At 55.0% G+C, this 16542-nt stretch carries 14 protein-coding genes; 11 read left to right on the forward strand and 3 right to left on the reverse strand.

All coding sequences use genetic code 11. From position 1 onward, the window contains the following. Window position 1: 1 nt before the first annotated feature. Window positions 2-1192 carry a type II CAAX prenyl endopeptidase Rce1 family protein gene (locus tag R2K26_RS11465; protein WP_316521267.1) on the forward strand — a complete coding sequence of 397 codons (1191 nt, stop codon included), beginning with the start codon at window positions 2-4 and terminating at the stop codon, window positions 1190-1192. 8 nt (window positions 1193-1200) lie between these two features. Beyond that, complete coding sequence (locus R2K26_RS11470; protein WP_316521272.1) at window positions 1201-1695, forward strand: nucleoside deaminase; 495 nt, start codon at window positions 1201-1203, stop codon at window positions 1693-1695. Between the two features lie 71 nt (window positions 1696-1766). Here the strand turns inward: R2K26_RS11470 and R2K26_RS11475 are convergent, their stop codons facing one another. The 3 genes from R2K26_RS11475 to R2K26_RS11485 form a co-directional block, all read right to left on the reverse strand. Further along, entirely contained in the window at window positions 1767-2798 is a 1032-nt protein-coding gene (locus R2K26_RS11475; protein WP_316521274.1) for a sugar-transfer associated ATP-grasp domain-containing protein, read from the reverse strand. Window positions 2799-2998: 200 nt separating this feature from the next. Beyond that, the gene (locus tag R2K26_RS11480) at window positions 2999-4258 is read right to left on the reverse strand and encodes a hemolysin family protein (RefSeq protein ID WP_316521276.1); all 1260 of its coding nucleotides are present in this window, start codon (window positions 4256-4258) and stop codon (window positions 2999-3001) included. A 186-nt stretch (window positions 4259-4444) separates the two neighbouring features. Next, complete coding sequence (locus tag R2K26_RS11485) at window positions 4445-5032, reverse strand: hypothetical protein (RefSeq protein WP_316521278.1); 588 nt, start codon at window positions 5030-5032, stop codon at window positions 4445-4447. 308 nt (window positions 5033-5340) lie between these two features. Here R2K26_RS11485 and hflX point away from each other — a divergent pair, with 308 nt between their 5' ends. From hflX to R2K26_RS11530, 9 genes are all read left to right on the forward strand, one after another. Then, the gene (gene hflX / locus R2K26_RS11490) at window positions 5341-6615 is read left to right on the forward strand and encodes a GTPase HflX (protein ID WP_316521281.1); all 1275 of its coding nucleotides are present in this window, start codon (window positions 5341-5343) and stop codon (window positions 6613-6615) included. A 261-nt stretch (window positions 6616-6876) separates the two neighbouring features. Next, a complete protein-coding gene (locus R2K26_RS11495) occupies window positions 6877-8115 on the forward strand; it encodes an argininosuccinate synthase (protein ID WP_316521284.1) in 1239 nt (412 codons plus the stop codon). Window positions 8116-8189: 74 nt separating this feature from the next. Further along, on the forward strand, window positions 8190-9569 hold the full coding sequence (gene argH / locus R2K26_RS11500; protein ID WP_316521287.1) for an argininosuccinate lyase: 1380 nt from the start codon (window positions 8190-8192) through the stop codon (window positions 9567-9569). 31 nt (window positions 9570-9600) lie between these two features. Then, on the forward strand, window positions 9601-10641 hold the full coding sequence (gene argC, locus R2K26_RS11505; RefSeq protein WP_316521290.1) for an N-acetyl-gamma-glutamyl-phosphate reductase: 1041 nt from the start codon (window positions 9601-9603) through the stop codon (window positions 10639-10641). 50 nt (window positions 10642-10691) lie between these two features. Then, window positions 10692-11906, forward strand: a complete 1215-nt coding sequence (argJ, locus tag R2K26_RS11510) for a bifunctional glutamate N-acetyltransferase/amino-acid acetyltransferase ArgJ (protein WP_316521293.1) — start codon at window positions 10692-10694, stop codon at window positions 11904-11906. Next, window positions 11903-12778: an acetylglutamate kinase gene (gene argB / locus R2K26_RS11515; RefSeq protein ID WP_316521295.1), complete on the forward strand. Its 876-nt coding sequence runs from the start codon at window positions 11903-11905 to the stop codon at window positions 12776-12778. Before argJ ends, argB begins: the two co-directional genes overlap by 4 nt. A 151-nt stretch (window positions 12779-12929) precedes the next feature. Next, window positions 12930-14096 (forward strand): aspartate aminotransferase family protein, encoded by a 1167-nt coding sequence (locus tag R2K26_RS11520; protein WP_316521297.1) that lies wholly within the window; start codon window positions 12930-12932, stop codon window positions 14094-14096. 15 nt (window positions 14097-14111) lie between these two features. Continuing rightward, window positions 14112-15017 (forward strand): ornithine carbamoyltransferase, encoded by a 906-nt coding sequence (gene argF / locus R2K26_RS11525; protein WP_308449272.1) that lies wholly within the window; start codon window positions 14112-14114, stop codon window positions 15015-15017. A 186-nt stretch (window positions 15018-15203) separates the two neighbouring features. After that, on the forward strand, window positions 15204-16538 hold the full coding sequence (locus tag R2K26_RS11530; protein WP_316521302.1) for an ADP-ribosylglycohydrolase family protein: 1335 nt from the start codon (window positions 15204-15206) through the stop codon (window positions 16536-16538). The last annotated feature ends 4 nt before the right edge of the window (window positions 16539-16542 follow it).

Genomic DNA, 16542 nt, shown 5'->3' on the forward strand with positions numbered 1-16542 from the left:
CATGAACGATAACCGGAACCACACGCCCGCTGGGCAGCCGGTGACGCAGCCGCTTTATAACGGGCAGCCGGTGTATACCGCACCGCAGAATCCCGCGCCGGTGCAGAACCCGACGCCGGTGTATACATATCCGCCGCAGGGCGGTAACGGCGCGCCCGTTTATGCACAGCCGGCGCAGCAGTCCGTATATTACGCACCCGTACAGCCGCCGAAGTGGGCGGATCCCGCGCGTTTGGAGCAAAAGGAGCTGCGCCGCGCGGCCTCCCGCCTTTCGTTTGCGACCATGACCTCTTTGCCGATACAGGTTTTGTGGACGACGCTTGCAACGCTGATTTTAACGGTGTGCGGCGTGAATTTGATGGGGCCGAACACCATTGGCGACTTTCCGCCGACGGCGTATTACCTTATTTCGTCCATTGCATCGTTCTTATCCATTGTGCTGCCGTTCTCGTTTTTTCTGTTCTTTGGGAAAAGAAAGCTCTCGGACACGGTGCTTGTGGAGAAAAACGGTGTGCTGAACAGTGTTTTGCTCGTCTTTGCGGGCCTTGCCGTCAGCGTTTTGATGAACATTCCCGCAAACCTCATCTCGCAGCTTTTGGAGGGCGCGGGGCTGAACGGCGACGCAAACACGGCAGACCTTTTGGCGATGACGCCCGTGCAGGCGCTGACGATGTTCGTCTCGGTCGTGCTCGTCGCGCCGGTGACGGAGGAATTTGCGTTCCGCAGCGTGACGACGGCCGTCATGCGCCGCTGGGGTGACTGGCCTGCGGTGATCTTCTCCGCACTGATCTTCGGCATGGCGCATTACAGCATTCAGTCCTTGCCCGTGGTGCTTACGGCGGGATTTGTAATGGCGCTTTTGTATGTGCGCACCCGCAACATTTGGGTGAACATTTTCGTGCACATGCTCAATAACCTGCTTGCGACGCTGCCCATCGCCCTTGAGGGGCTTGTGGGCGCGGATGCGGCGAATATCGCGAGCAATTTGCTGACGTATATCGTGTACGGCTTGGGGCTGATTGCGCTTGTGGTGCTGCTTATCCGCAATTTCACCGGTCATAAGGTGTTCCGCACGCCCATGCAGCGCGGCGTCCCGGTACGCGGGAAGGCGTTGTGGATGTTCGTGAATCCCGGTTTCATCTGCTACTATGTGCTGTTTGTCGTCATGTGTATCGTGACGCTGTATTCGTAAGGGGACATATGCCGTATAATGCCATGAAAAACCGCGCGTTTGTGCCGGAGGAAAAGTTCATGCGCGAGGCGCTTTCGCTCGCGGAAGAAGCCTTTTCGGCAGGTGAAGTGCCGGTGGGCGCCGTTGTCGTGAAGGACGGCAAAGTCATCGGGCGTGGGCGGAATCGGCGAGAAGAGCATCAGAGTGTGCTTGGCCATGCGGAGCTGGAAGCGATGGAACAGGCGGCAAAAGTGCTCGGCTCTTGGCGGTTAACCGGCTGTACGCTGTATGTGACGCTGGAGCCGTGTCCCATGTGTGCGGGCGCGACGGTAAACGCCCGCGTGGACCGCATCGTGTTCGGTACGGAAGACGAAGCTATGGGTGCGTGCGGCACGGCTGTGGCGGTGACGTCGCTCAAAAATGCCTTTAAACCCGAATTATACCGCGGATTGCTGTGCGAAGAATGCACGGCAATCCTCCGTCGGTTCTTCAAAGCCAGACGCGCGGAACAAACCGAAAAATAAAAGACCCGCATTGCAAACGGAATTTCCGGCTGCAATGCGGGTCTTTGCGTATGGTTTTAAAATTATGTAAACTAAAACTCCGGGATGATGGAGCGGACGAGGGGGCGGAGGCCGATGCCGGGGTTCTCCTGCTGGTGGTAGATCTGCCCGTCGTAGGCGGGGAGGTTGTTGCCCTCCACCAAAACGGGGCCGGTGGGGGTGATGCCCACGTCCCAGCCGACGTACCGCATGTCGGGGCGGACCTTCGCGGCTTTTTTGCACAGCGCAATCGCTTCATCAAAATATGGCACGCGGAAGTTTATGAATGGCGTGCAGGTATCGGGGTGCATGTCGAAATACATGCCGGTTTTATCGGACATAGCGGGGCGGCGGATGACACCGTCGTCGCAGATGAGCGCGTTGAGCCCGCCGCTTGTGGAGTTATCTACAAATGAGCCGTGGCGGCCCGTGCGCACAAAGCTGTACAGCACATGCGCGTCGCCTTTGTCATCTGTTAAGGTGCAGACGCGCAGGGTGTTGAGCGAATACGGATACAGCGCGCTCATTTCCGGGTGCTGCTGTAAGGCTTCCTCCACGAGCAGTAAGCCGCTTTGCACCCAGTTTTCGCGCAGCCTTTTCACGGCCTCTCGGTCGTTTAAATCGGTCCCGGCGCTGTCAAAGCGTTTGACCCCCAGACCGCCGAAGCTTTCCGGCTCTTTTAAAAACACCACGGGGTGGTGGCGCAGGAAATCGGCAAGCGCGTCCTCACCGGCTTCATTGAGGTCTAAAAATGACCGTCCGAGGTACGGCGCAAACGTGCGGCAGAACAGCAGCTTGTTTTCAAAATAGGGGCGGTCTTCAGGGCTGTTTACCATGCGGGTCAAGCGCCAGTTATCCTGCATAGTGAAGAATGTGTTTCTCGCCTTTGCACCGTGGATGTGCGCAAAACCGAAAATGTGGTAATCGTAAAATCCCACGTTATACCGCAAAATGCAGTACAGCATATCCGCCATGATGACGGGTGTGGGCGTTTTGGTCTCCTTTTTGACGTCGCGAACATACACCATCATGCGCTTTGCGTCAAAACCGCGAATGCGGCGCAGTAAAAGCTCCAGCTTCAGCATTTCTTAAAAACTCCTTACGAAATTCTTACAATTTTAAATAAAATACAAGAATGATTTTTGTTGATTTTATTATAGCATAAACCTGTTTAAAAGGAAAGAAAAAGATTTGCAAATAATATTAGCAAATGCTTTTGCAAAGCGAAACCCCGCTGCGTTAAACAGCGGGGCGCAATTAGGAACGATTTATGAATTATGGAGTTTTATGCTTCTTCGGACTCTTCCTTTTTCGGGGACACAGTGATGCGCACGCGGGTGGCACGCTGGTACTCTGTTTCTTCTACAACGACATGCAGGTTTTCAAAATCAAAGCAGTCGCCCTTTTCGGGGATGCGATCGAGCTGCTCAATGACCCAACCGTTGATGGTGGAGGCTTCGGAATCGGACTTCAAATGGAAGTATTCAAGAAGCTCGTCAAGGTTGGTGGAGCAATCGACAAGGTATTCGTTGTCGCTGACCTTTTGAAACGCTTCCACCACTTCGTCGTGTTCGTCCCAGATCTCGCCGACAAGCTCTTCGATGATGTCTTCCAGCGTGACGATGCCCTCGGTGCCGCCGAACTCATCCACGATGACGGCAAGGTGCGATTTGTTTTGCTGCAAAAGCTTTAAGAGCGCGGAAATTTTCATCGAAGGCGGGATGAACTCCACGGGCTTGATGATCTGCTTCACCGCGTTGCCGTCACGCAGCACGAGGTTATGGAAATCTTTCTCATTGATAATGCCGACGATGCTGTCAATCGTCTCCTCATACACCGGCAGGCGCGAAAAGCCTGTTTCCGTAAAGAGGTCGGCGATTTCCTGCACGGTGCTCGTCTTATCCACGGCTTCCACGTCTACGCGCGGCGTCATGATATCGATGGCTTCAAGGTCGTCGAACTCGATGACGTTGTGGATAAGCTCGCTTTCGTTTTCGTTGATACCGCCGTCGTGCTCGGCTTCCTCCACAATGGTGAGCAGTTCGCTTTCCGAAATGGTACGGTCGTTGGAGACCTTTACGAACTTTTTCACCAGCTTTTTGATGCCCACAAGACATACGTTAATGGGCTTGAAGACGTAAATGAGCACGTTGATGATGGGCGCGGAAAACATAGCGAACGCTTCCGGGGCCTCTTTTGAGATGCTTTTCGGCGTGACCTCGCCGAAAATGAGCACGATGATCGTCATGGCGATGGTGGAAACGGTGGGACCGTTGTCGCCGAATGCTTTGATAAACAAAACGGTGGCGAGAGAAGACGCACTGATGTTGACGATGTTGTTTCCCACCAGAACGGAAGAGATGAGCTCGTCGTAATTATCCACGAGCTTATAGGCGAGCTTTGCGCGCTTGTTGCCGTTATCGGCCAAGTTTTTGAGCCGGATACGGTTGAGCGACGAAAACGCCGTTTCCGTGGCGGAGAAATAGGCGGACAAAACGATCAGAACGATCAACGCTATGATCAACCCTGTACTGTGACTGTCCATCTGAGAAAAAATAACCTGTCTTTCCTACAAAAAATTTGCCGCAGCCATATGCCGCTTGGCATGTATGATAATATCGTATATTACCACAATACGCGAAAAAAAGCAAATCGAAAACCTGTAAATTTTTTGAAAACGCAAAAAGCGCAGGCGTTTTTTGGAAACACCCGCGCCGTTTTGTGAAAGCGATTATGGAATTTGTGCGCGGCTTTGGGGCAAGAATGTGAGCTTCACGCGCGCTGTGCCGTTTTCGTTCGGGTAATAGTAAAGGTAAAGCAGCGATTCGTTTTCACCGAGGCCGCGCCACTGGTATTGTAAGGCGCAGATGTTTTCGCCGCCTGCATCTTTTTGCAGCGCCGCAAAGAGCGCATCGGCACCGTCTTCGGCGGAAGCGCTGTCCATGTTCACGTCGGTCGTGAACGGTTCGCCGAGCGCTTTTTCAAGCTCATCATAGCAGGTGCGCATGTATGAAAAGCCGTCATCATTCGGCGTGCACGGTACGGTGAGCTCTGCGTAGTTGAGCTTGCCGGCGGAGGTTTCATCGCCGCGATATGCGTCAAATGAAAGCTGCACATCGGCGGTTTTGCCGTAAACGTCCACAGTATAGCCGGAGAGCGCCTGCTCGGTGACACCGAGCGTTTTCAGCGCGTCCGCTTTTTCCTGTCCCACCGCACGGACAAACGCAGACGGAAACAGACCTTCCGTTTTTCCGGAGCACCCGACAAGGCATGTAAATATCGCCAAAAGGCAGAACATGACCGCAAATTGCTTTTTCATAAAATCGGCCCTTTCTTAAAAATGGGTGTGTTTACTGGGGGGCAAAGCGATACATGAGGCTCATCCTTTCCGAGTTTTACAGCTCCATTATAGCATAAAGCTATGGGCGAAAACTATGGAAGAAACCGCCAAAACATCAGGGCGGCGGTTGGTGCAAATGTTATTTTACGCGGTGTGGGTCTGTTTTTCGTAAAAGCACGTTGTTTTCCGTGCTGTTTTCTGTATAATAAGAAATGAAAACACAGGCTGTGCGGCGGAAAACGCTGCGGCTTTGAAACGATAAATCAGACACGAAAAAGGAGAACCTTATGAATTATACGGAAAACGTAATCGTGCCGGAGCGCACGCTTTTGGTCTCGCTGGACACAGGCGAGTATGACGCGGAGGAATCACTGCGCGAGCTGTGGGAGCTTGCAAAAAGCGGCGGCGCGGAGCCTATTGCGACGATGATGCAGAAGCGCCCCTCCCCGGAGACCGCGACGTGTGTAGGCAGCGGCATGGTGGAGGAAATTCGGAATTTCTGCGAGAACAACGAGATTGAGCTGATTATTTTTGACCGCGAGCTGACGCCGACGCAGATCCGCAACCTTGAAAATGCGACGGACGTGCGCGTTGTGGACCGCACGATGCTGATCCTCGATATTTTTGCGCAGCGTGCGCAGAGCCGCGCAGGTAAGGTGCAGGTGGAAGCGGCGCAGCTGAAATACCTTCTGCCGCGTTTGACCGGCAAAGGCACGGCGCTTTCGCGTCTCGGCGGCGGCATCGGCACGCGCGGCCCGGGCGAAACGAAGCTGGAGACCGACCGTCGACACATTCGCCGCAGAATTGAAGCGCTGCGCGAGCAGTTGAAGAAAATTGAAGTCGGCCGCCACGAGACGCAGCGCCGCCGCGAAAAGGACGGCGCGGTGACGGTGGCGCTCGTCGGTTACACGAACGCGGGCAAATCGACCTTGATGAATCTCTTGACGCAAGCGGGCGTTTTGGCGGAGGATAAGCTTTTCGCGACGCTGGACCCCACGGCGCGCGCGTTGAAGCTGCCCGGCGGCAAGACCGTTATGCTCATCGATACGGTCGGCCTTGTGCGCCGCTTGCCGCACCATTTGGTGGAGGCGTTCCGCTCCACGTTGGAGCAGGCTGCAACGGCGGACATCATTTTGAACGTGTGCGATGCTTCCAGCCCCGAAGCGCGCACGCACTTGGACGTGACAAATGAAATTTTGCAGAGCCTCGGCTGCGGTGACCGCCCGGTTATCCCGGTGCTCAATAAATGGGATCTTGTGAGCGATGCGGACAGCGCTTTGCATTTGACGGGCGCGGTGCGCATCAGTGCGCTGAAAAACGAAGGCATCCCGGCGCTTTTGCAGGCGATTGAAGATAACCTGCCGGTGAAGCCTGTGGACGTGACGGCGCTGCTGCCGTTTGCAAAGACGGGCATTGCGGCACAGCTGAGAAAAGCGGGCGCGCTCGTCTCCGAAGAATACGTGGCGGAAGGGCTCCTTATTCATGCCCGTGTGGAGCCGCGCGAAATGGCACTTATAAAGCCCTATATCGTAGAAAACAATTCCGAAAGCGAAAATGTATAAAACAGTGTATACAAATGTATAATATGCGCTTTATTCATTCTAAAATGCATACTTTTGAAGGTTGAATTTTGAAAAATACACAAATATAAAGCCGAAAAACCCGCATGAAATCTGGAAATTTCGACAACTTTTAAAAAAGATGAATAAATATTCAAAAAAAGGTTGATTTTTCCGGAAAACGGTGTATAATAATGACCGTTGAAACAAATAATTCTCCGCCGCACGATGACGGCGGTTTATGAAAAAAGGAAGGGTTACATCATGGCAAAGGCAAAGAAGGATATTAAAAAGGTCGTTCTGGCGTACTCCGGTGGTCTGGATACCTCCATCATCATCCCGTGGCTGAAGGAAAACTACAACAACTGCGAGGTTATCGCGGTTTCCGGCGACGTGGGTCAGGGCACGGAGCTTGACGGTCTGGAAGAAAAAGCACTGAAGACCGGTGCATCGAAGCTCTACATTGAAGACCTCAAGGAAGACTTCATTCAGGAATATGTTTATCCCACCGTACAGGCAGGTGCGGTCTACGAGAACAAGTACCTGCTCGGCACGTCCTTTGCCCGCCCGATCATCGCAAAGCGCATCGTTGAAATTGCCAAGGCCGAGGGCGCAGACGCCATCTGCCACGGTTGCACCGGCAAGGGCAACGATCAGGTTCGTTTCGAGCTGACCATTAAGGCGTTTGCTCCCGAAATGACCATCATCGCTCCGTGGAGAGAGTGGAGCATCAAATCGAGAGAAGAAGAAATCGAGTATGCGGAAGCACACAACATTCCGCTGAAGATCAACCGTGAAACAAACTACTCCAAGGATAAGAACATCTGGCATCTGTCCCATGAGGGCCTTGACCTTGAAGACCCGGCAAACGAGCCGCAGTACAACCACCCGGGCTTCCTTGAGCTCGGCGTTTCCCCGGAGCAGGCCCCGGACGAGCCCACTTATGTGACGATTCATTTTGAAAAGGGCAAGCCGACCGCCATCAACGGCAAGGAAATGAACGGTGTGGAAGTTGTAACGACGCTCAACGAGCTCGGCGGCAAGAACGGCGTAGGCCTTGCGGATATCGTAGAGAACAGACTTGTCGGCATGAAGAGCCGCGGCGTTTATGAGACTCCGGGCGGTGCAATCCTTTACCACGCACACAATAAGCTTGAAGAGCTGTGCCTGGACAGAGACACGTTCCACTACAAGCAGCAGATCGGTTTGAAGTTTGCGGAACTTGTTTACTACGGCCAGTGGTTCACCCCGCTGCGCGAGGCGCTTTCCGCATTTGTAGATTCCACCCAGCAGACCGTCACCGGCGATGTCAAGCTGAAGCTTTATAAGGGCAACATCATTGATGCAGGTGTCACCTCTCCGTACAGCCTGTATGACCCGGAGATCGCAACGTTCGATGAGGATGAGGTCTACAATCAGGCGGATGCAGACGGCTTCATCAACCTGTTCGGCCTGCCGATCAAGGTTTATGCACACATGAAGGCAAAGACCGAAAATAAATAATCCAAAAGTAGATTTAGGGTAGGCATTCATCTGCCTGCCCTTTTCTGCCATAAACGGGAAGGAAAGATTCAGCCATGAAATTATGGAAAGGCCGCTTCCAGAAGGAGGCAGACCCGAAGACGAACGACTTTAACTCGTCTATTTCTATTGACAGCCGCATGTACAAAGAGGACATTGAGGGCAGCATTGCGCATGCCACAATGCTCGGCGCGGCGGGAATCATCGACAAAGGCGAAAGCGAAAAGATCTGCGCGGAGCTTGAGAAAATCGAAAAGGACATCGAGACGGGCGCTCTGCACATTGACCCCGATGCCGAAGATATTCACACGTTTATCGAGGGCGAGCTGACGGCGCGCATCGGCGACGCAGGCAAGAGATTACATACCGCCCGCAGCCGCAACGATCAGGTTGCGCTGGATGTTCGTCTGACGCTGCGCAAGGAGTGCGCGGGGCTCATGGAACAGTTAAAAGAGCTCATCAACGTACTGTGCGACCGGGCGGAGGAATATGCCGACACCGTTATGCCGGGATACACACATTTGCAGCGCGCACAGCCCATCACGTTCGGGCATCATTTAATGGCGTATGCCGAAATGTTCCTGCGCGACATCGGCCGTATGCAGGACGCGTTAAAGCGCATGGACGTTTGCCCGCTCGGCTCCGGCGCTTTGGCCGGAACAACGTACCCGCTCGACCGTGATTTGACGGCGAAGCTGCTCGGCTTCTCCGGCGTGAGCCGCAACAGCCTCGACGGCGTTGCCGACCGCGATTTCTGCGCGGAAATCGCCGCGGCGATCTCGCTTGCGATGGTGCATCTTTCGAGATTTTCCGAGGAGATCATTCTCTGGTGCTCGTGGGAGTTTAAATTCATCGAGCTGGACGACGCGTTTTCCACCGGCTCCAGCATCATGCCGCAGAAGAAAAACCCGGATATTACGGAGCTCATCCGCGGCAAGAGCGGCCGCGTGTTCGGCGACCTGATGGCGCTTTTGACCATGATGAAGGGTCTGCCGCTCGCGTACAACAAGGACATGCAGGAGGACAAGGAAGCCGTGTTTGACGCGGTGGATACCCTGCGCCTGTGCCTGACGCCGTTTATCCCGATGCTGAAAACAATGCGCGTTTTAAAAGAGAACATGCGCGCCGCAGCGGCAAAGGGCTTCATCAATGCAACGGATTGCGCGGATTATCTGGTGGCTTCAAAGGGCCTGCCGTTCCGCGATGCGTATAAGATTACGGGCGAGCTTGTCGCCTTGTGCATCGAGCGCGGCCTGACGCTGGAGACGCTGCCGATCGACGAATACAAAAAGGTCTGTAATGCGTTTGACGAGGGCGTGTACGAGGCCATCAACCTTGAAAAATGCGTGCGCGACCGCAAGGTCAAGGGTGCGCCGTGCCCGGAGAACGTCCGCGCGGCGGCAAAAGAAGTGCGCACGATCGTAAACGGGTTATAAATTCAATTTTACCTTTGTTGGGGGTATCAAAATGGAAAAGATTAAGGTCGGCGTCGTGGGCGCCACCGGTTATGCGGGCGCGGAGATCTGCCGCCTGATTGCGGAGCATCCCGCAGCGGAGCTTGCGGCCGTCAGCTCTGTAAGCTTTGAGGGACAGGCTTTGTCGGACGTTTACCCGGCATACCGCGAAATGTGCGACCTCATCTGCACCACGCAGGAAGCGGTTGTGGAAAAAAGCGATGTCATCTTTGCCGCTTTGCCGCACGGCCTTTCGCAGGAGCTTGCTGCGGAGTGTGACAAAAAAGGAAAGGCGTTCATTGACCTCGGCGCGGACTTCCGCTTAAAGAGCGAGGAAGAATACACCGAGTGGTACGGCGGCACATTTACGGATAAGGCGCTGCACGAAAAAGCCGTGTACGGTCTGCCGGAGCTGTTCCGCGAGGAAATTAAGAAGACAAAGCTCGTTGCAAACCCGGGCTGCTACACCACGGCGGTGCCGCTTGCACTCGTGCCGGCGCTGGAAAAGGGCTATATCGAGACGACCGGTATCATCGCAAACTGCGCGTCCGGCGTGACCGGCGCGGGCAGAAAGCCGGCGCAGAACAGCCACTACCCGGAGCTGAATGAGGGTATGTCCGCGTATAAAGTCGCGTGCCACCGCCATACGCCGGAAATCGAGCAGACGCTTTCCAAAATTTCGGGTGAGAAAATGCACATCACGTTCGTGCCGCATCTGCTGCCGGTGAACCGCGGCATTTTAGCGACATGCTATGCAAAACTCAAGCCGGGCGTTACGGAAGAAATGCTTCGCGCGGCGTATGAGGAAAGATACGGCAAAGAGCCGTTTGTGCGTTTGCTGCCAAAGGGCAAGAGCGCCGATATTCACAACATCAAGTACACGAATTTCTGCGACGTGTCCATCTTTACGGACCCGCGCACCGGCACGTTCATCGCCATCAGCGCTATCGATAACATGGTGAAGGGCGCGGCAGGGCAGGCCATTCAGAACATGAACATTCTGTTCGGTCTGGACGAGACCTGCGGCTTAAAGCTCGTTCCGCCGGCATTCTAAAAGAGTACGAAATTAAGGGAAAGCGATTTTTATATAAGGAGCAATTCAGTATGCAGTTTATCGAAGGCGGCGTCACCGCGGCCAAGGCCTTTTTAGCCGGCGGCATCCACTGCGGCATCCGCAAAAATAAGTCCAAAGCCGATCTGGCTATGATTTTCAGCAAAACACCGTGTGCGGCGGCAGGCGTTTACACGCAGAACCTTGTAAAGGGTGCGCCGATTCTTGTCACACGCAAAAATATCGCGGACGGCCGCGCACAGGCGGTCATCTGCAACAGCGGCAACGCCAACACCTGCAACGCAGACGGCGAAAAGAAAGCGTGGCGCATGTGCGAAATCGCGGGCGAAGCGCTCGGCATTGACCCGCACGATGTCATCGTCGCGTCTACGGGCGTTATCGGGCAGATTTTGCCGATCGCGCCGATTGAGAATGCAGCCCCGGCGTTGGCGGCACTGCTGAACGAAAACGGTTCCAACATGGCGGCAAAGGCCATCATGACGACCGACACCATCGAAAAAGAGTGCGCCGTAAAGATTACGCTCGGCGACAAAGAAGTGCGCATCGGCGGCATCTCCAAGGGCTCCGGCATGATCCACCCGAACATGGCGACGATGCTGTGCTTTGTCACGACGGACTGCGCCATTTCCGTGCCGATGCTGCAAAAGGCCATTAAGGCGGCGGCAGACACCACATTCAACATGATCAGCGTGGACGGCGATACCTCCACGAACGACACGCTTGCCATTATGGCGAACGGCGAGGCGGAAAACGAGGAGATCACCGAAGAAAACGAAGCGTACAAGACGTTTCTTGAGGCGCTGACGGCGGTTTGCAGAAAGCTTTCCATGATGATGGCGGGCGACGGCGAGGGCGCAACGAAGCTGCTCATCTGCAAGACGACCGGCGCGAAGGACTGGGAGACGGCGAAGACGGTTGCAAAGTCCGTCATCTGCTCCTCTCTGCTCAAGGCTGCCATGTTCGGCGAAGACGCCAACTGGGGCCGCGTGCTGTGCGCCATCGGTTATGCCGGCGCGGATATCGACATCAACAAGGTGGACGTGTCCTTTAAGAGCGCGTACGGGCAGGTAGATGTCTGCGTGAACGGTGCGGGCATCGACTTCAGCGAGGAAGAAGCCGCAAAGGTGCTGCATGAAAAGGAAATTACCATTCTGGTGGAGCTCAACAGCGGCGACGCGGAGGCGGAAGCCTTCGGCTGCGATCTCACCTATGACTATGTGAAAATCAACGGAGATTACAGAACATGAGTGAAGAAAAGAAGATCGGCATCTCGAACAGCGACCGCGCCCATGTGCTCGTGCAGGCGATGCCGTATATCAAAAAGTGGGCGGGCGAGACCATCGTCGTCAAATACGGCGGCAATGCTATGATTAACCCGGAGCTGAAAGAAGCCGTGATGAACGATATTGTGCTGATGCAGCTCGTCGGCGTGAATGTCGTGCTGGTGCACGGCGGCGGCCCGGAGATCAGCGGCATGCTGAAAAAGATCGGCAAGGAAAGCCGCTTTGTCGGCGGTATGCGCTATACCGACGCGGAGACGATGGACATTGTGCAGCAGGTGCTGGCAGGCAAAGTCAATAAAGACCTCGTACAGCTTTTGGAAAACACCGGCGGCAAGGCGGTCGGCCTGTGCGGCCTTGACGGTTCCATGCTGAAGGCGGATAAGCTGCCCGCAGCCGAAGACCTCGGCTTTGTGGGCGAGATCCGCGAAGTGAACACGAAGATCGTTGAAGATGCCATTGCTTCTGGCTACACACCCGTTATCTCTACGGTGGCGGCAGGCTACCACGGTGAGGTGTACAACATCAACGCTGATGTGGCGGCGGCGCGCATTGCGGCGGAGCTCGGCGCGCGCAAGCTCATTTTGATGACCGACATTGTCGGTCTGCTGCGGGATAAGGACGACGAAAACACGCTTATCCCGGTCGTAAACGTCAGCGACGTGCCGAAGCTGAAGCGCGACGGCATCATCAGCGGCGGCATGATTCCGAAGATTGACTGCTGCGTGGAGGCTGTGCGCCGCGGCGTAGAGCGCGCGCATATCATCGACGGCAGAACGCCGCACTCCATTCTGGTCGAGCTCTTCACCGATGAAGGCATCGGCACGATGTTCTATTAAGAGGGAAAAACCGCGCCCGTACCCGTGAACGAAAACGGCGAATGGGAGAAGCATTGGGGTTCATCGGCGATAGTATCGGTGTGGAAGACAAGTACGGATATGTTTTCAACAGGATACAGACGATATTGTGGAAACAAAAGGAATTTTGAATATGAGTTTTGAAGCAATTAAAAAGCAGGAACAGGAGTATATCCTCCATTCCTACGGCCGTGTGGACGTGGCGCTCAGCCACGGCAAAAACGCCGAGGCTTGGGACGTGGAGGGCAAGCATTACTACGATTTCACCTCCGGCATCGGCGTAAATGCGCTGGGCTATTGCGACGAGGGCTGGGTGAAGGCCGTCACCGAACAGGCGGGCAAAATTCAGCACATGTCGAACTATTATTACTGTGATAAAAACACACAGCTTGCGGAACTGCTTGCAAAAAACAGCGGCCTTTGCCGTTCGTTCTTCTGCAACAGCGGCGCGGAAGCGAACGAGTGCGCCATTAAAATTGCCCGTAAATACGGCGAAAAGAAGCACGCGTATAAGATTGTCACGCTGGAAAATTCTTTTCACGGCAGAACGCTCACCACATTGGCGGCAACGGGTCAGGACGGCTTTCATCGGCTTTTCACCCCGCTGACCGAGGGCTTTGTGTATGCCAAGGGCAACGATGTGGAAGACCTGAAAGCGAAGCTCTCTGACCCCGAGGTCTGCGCCGTGCTGCTCGAGAGCGTGCAGGGCGAAGGCGGCGTGGTGCCGATGGAGGAAGACTATTTAAAGGCCGTGCGTGCACTGTGCACGGAGCGTGACGTGCTGATGATGCTTGACGAAGTGCAGACGGGCATCGGCCGCACGGGCTACTTCTTCAGCTATCAGCGCGCAGGCATTCTGCCGGACGTTGTAACGGCGGCGAAGGGGCTTGGCGGCGGCTTGCCGATCGGCGTATGCATCGCGGGCGAGAAAGTAAAGGACAGCTTTGCCCCCGGCATGAACGGCTCCACGTTCGGTGCAAACCCCGTGGTGTGCGCCGGTGCGGTGGAGGTCGTTTCCCGCGTATCCAAGCCGGAATTCTTAAAAGAAGTGCAGGAAAAAGGTGAGTATTTCAAAGAGCGGCTGCTTAAAATGCCGAACGTCGAGTTTGTGCGCGGCCGCGGCATGATGATCGGCGTGAAAGTGAAGGACAAGGACGCCCATGATGTGCTGAATGCTTGCGCGAAAGCGGGTCTGCTCATTTTGACGGCGAAGGACCTTGTGCGCTTTCTGCCGCCGCTCACCATCACAAAAGAAGAGATCGATGCCGGTCTCGCGATTTTTGCGGAACAGATTAAATAAACGGAGGAAATTCCCATGAAACATTTATTAAAACTGCTCGATCTCTCCAAAGAGGAGATCATTGACATTCTGAACCTTGCCGACCAGCTCAAGTATGAGACAAAGCACGGCATCGAGCACCACCACTTAAAGGGCAAGTGCCTTGCCATGATTTTTGAGAAGTCTTCCACCAGAACGCGCGTTTCGTTTGAAGTGGGCATCAATCAACTCGGCGGCTATGCCGTTGTGCTCGCGGGCGAAGGCTCGCAGATCGGTCGCGGCGAGCCGGTGCAGGACACCGCACGCGTGCTTTCCCGCTATGTGGACGGCATCATGATCCGCACCTTCGAGCAGAAGGAGGTCGAAGACCTCGCAAAGTACGGCTCCGTGCCGGTCATCAACGGTTTGACGGATTTCTGCCACCCGTGCCAGATCTTAGCCGACCTCATGACGATCCGCGAATATAAGGGCTCGTTCGACGGCCTGAAGATGTGCTTCATCGGCGACGGCAACAACATGATGAACTCCCTCATCGTCGGCGGCCTGAAGGTTGGCATGGAAGTTGCTGTGGCTTGCCCGGAGGGCTACCGCCCGCCGCAGGAGATTCTCGATTTTGCAGCCGGCTATGACTGCTTCACGCTGACCGATGACCCGATGGTTGCCGCAAAGGACGCAGATGTCGTTATCACCGACGTGTGGACATCTATGGGTCAGGAAGAAGAGCGCGCAGCACGCGAAAAGGCGTTTGCAGGCTATTGCATCGATGAGAAGATCATGGGCGTTGCAAAGAGCGATGCCATTGTACAGCACTGTCTGCCGGCACACCGCGGCGAGGAGATTACCGAAGAGGTGTTCGAGGCGAACGCAGGCCCAATCTTCGACGAAGCGGAGAACCGCCTGCATGCACAAAAGGCTGTTATGGTCACGTTAATGAAAGATTGATTGTACAAAACGCTGTGTTTTCGCACGGCGTTTTTTATTTGCCTTTTGAAAAATGATGCGGTATAATTAAAAACAGAAATATCGCGCACGATATGTGCGTGAAATAACCGTTTCAGCCATTACGCGCAAAGCGATTGCATGTCGTATGTTTATGCAGACGCAAATGCGCCGGAGAGGAGACAGCTTATGCTCAGAGAACAGTTGTGGTTTGATTTTTGTGACGATTTGCCCATTGAGATCGAGCAGAGGATTGACGAGGGCATTTTGGAAGCGGAACGCTTTAAAGAGCGTGCCGAGCAGGTAAAGGAAATGCCGCGCGGCGCGGCGCGTACCGCCGCAGGCGCAGAGCTTTTAGAGCAGCTTTGTGCGCTTGAAAACCCGCAGGACAAAGACGAGCCGTCCGACCTTCCGGGCATCAAGGCGGCATCTGTCGGTGAGCCGAAAGAGAAAGCCGAAGCGGATTGCGACAAAATCTACGGCGCGTGGCTCGGCCGCTGTGCGGGTTGCCTGTTGGGTCAGCCGGTAGAGGGCTGGCGGCGCGCACGCATCAACGGACTTTTGAAAGAGACCGGCAACCTGCCGCTGCAAAACTACATTTCGTCCGACATCGGGCCTGTTCTGCGCGAAAAATACAACGTGCGCGACGACGGACACGCCTACGGCGCGGAGAAAACCGGGTGGATCAACAACGTCTCTTACATGCCGGAGGACGATGACACGAACTACACGCTCATCGCGTTAAAGCTCGTCGAGCAGTACGGGCGCGATTTCACACCCGATGACGCGGCGGAAAACTGGCTGATGAACCTGCCGCTTTTACACCTGTGCACGGCGGAGCGCGTGGCGTATATCAACCTCGCACAATCCGTTTTCCCGCCGGAATCGGCGTTGTACCGCAACCCGTACAGGGAGTGGATCGGCGCACAGATCAGGGGCGATCTGTTCGGCTATATTTGCCCCGGCGATATGGAAACGGCGGCGGAAATGGCATGGCGCGATGCGTCCATCTCTCACGTGAAAAACGGCATCTACGGCGAAATGTGGATTGCCTCGATGCTTGCGAAAGCGGCGGTTAACGACGACATGCCGACCATCATTCGCTCCGGCATGAAGCAGATCCCGAAAAAGAGTCGTCTTTATGAAGAGCTTGCGGAAATTTTGAGCCGCTTTGAAAGCGGCGACACCGCTGAGGAGACGAAAGCATATATCCTCGGCAAGTACAATGAAAATAATCAGCACCACTGGTGTCACACCGTCTCGAATGCGGCAATCGTCGCGATGGGCTTATTGTGGGGCAAGAAGGACTTCACCTACACGATGGAGCTGTGCCTGACGATGGGCTTTGACACGGACTGCAACTGCGCCACGGCGGGCTCTGTGCTTGGTATGGTACTGGGTGCACAGCTTTTGCCGGAGGTCTGGACGGCGCCGCTCAACGACCGTGTGCTTTCCGGCGTGGACGGCTTCGGACTCGTGCATATTTCGGACATGGCAGCGCGTACACAGGCGCTCGCCGAGTAAAAAA

Origin of the sequence: Neglectibacter sp. CSJ-5 (genome assembly GCF_032490475.1) — a bacterium.
GTDB classification, from domain to species: Bacteria; Bacillota; Clostridia; order Oscillospirales; family Acutalibacteraceae; genus Hominenteromicrobium; species Hominenteromicrobium mulieris.

What these genes read in the sequence shown, in the direction of transcription:
- R2K26_RS11465 (WP_316521267.1), top strand. Translation starts at nt 2, where the DNA reads ATGAACGATAACCGGAACCACACGCCCGCTGGGCAGCCGGTGACGCAG.
- R2K26_RS11470 (WP_316521272.1), top strand. Translation starts at nt 1,201, where the DNA reads ATGCCGTATAATGCCATGAAAAACCGCGCGTTTGTGCCGGAGGAAAAG.
- R2K26_RS11475 (WP_316521274.1), bottom strand. Translation starts at nt 2,798, where the DNA reads ATGCTGAAGCTGGAGCTTTTACTGCGCCGCATTCGCGGTTTTGACGCA.
- R2K26_RS11480 (WP_316521276.1), bottom strand. Translation starts at nt 4,258, where the DNA reads ATGGACAGTCACAGTACAGGGTTGATCATAGCGTTGATCGTTCTGATC.
- R2K26_RS11485 (WP_316521278.1), bottom strand. Translation starts at nt 5,032, where the DNA reads ATGAAAAAGCAATTTGCGGTCATGTTCTGCCTTTTGGCGATATTTACA.
- hflX (WP_316521281.1), top strand. Translation starts at nt 5,341, where the DNA reads ATGAATTATACGGAAAACGTAATCGTGCCGGAGCGCACGCTTTTGGTC.
- R2K26_RS11495 (WP_316521284.1), top strand. Translation starts at nt 6,877, where the DNA reads ATGGCAAAGGCAAAGAAGGATATTAAAAAGGTCGTTCTGGCGTACTCC.
- argH (WP_316521287.1), top strand. Translation starts at nt 8,190, where the DNA reads ATGAAATTATGGAAAGGCCGCTTCCAGAAGGAGGCAGACCCGAAGACG.
- argC (WP_316521290.1), top strand. Translation starts at nt 9,601, where the DNA reads ATGGAAAAGATTAAGGTCGGCGTCGTGGGCGCCACCGGTTATGCGGGC.
- argJ (WP_316521293.1), top strand. Translation starts at nt 10,692, where the DNA reads ATGCAGTTTATCGAAGGCGGCGTCACCGCGGCCAAGGCCTTTTTAGCC.
- argB (WP_316521295.1), top strand. Translation starts at nt 11,903, where the DNA reads ATGAGTGAAGAAAAGAAGATCGGCATCTCGAACAGCGACCGCGCCCAT.
- R2K26_RS11520 (WP_316521297.1), top strand. Translation starts at nt 12,930, where the DNA reads ATGAGTTTTGAAGCAATTAAAAAGCAGGAACAGGAGTATATCCTCCAT.
- argF (WP_308449272.1), top strand. Translation starts at nt 14,112, where the DNA reads ATGAAACATTTATTAAAACTGCTCGATCTCTCCAAAGAGGAGATCATT.
- R2K26_RS11530 (WP_316521302.1), top strand. Translation starts at nt 15,204, where the DNA reads ATGCTCAGAGAACAGTTGTGGTTTGATTTTTGTGACGATTTGCCCATT.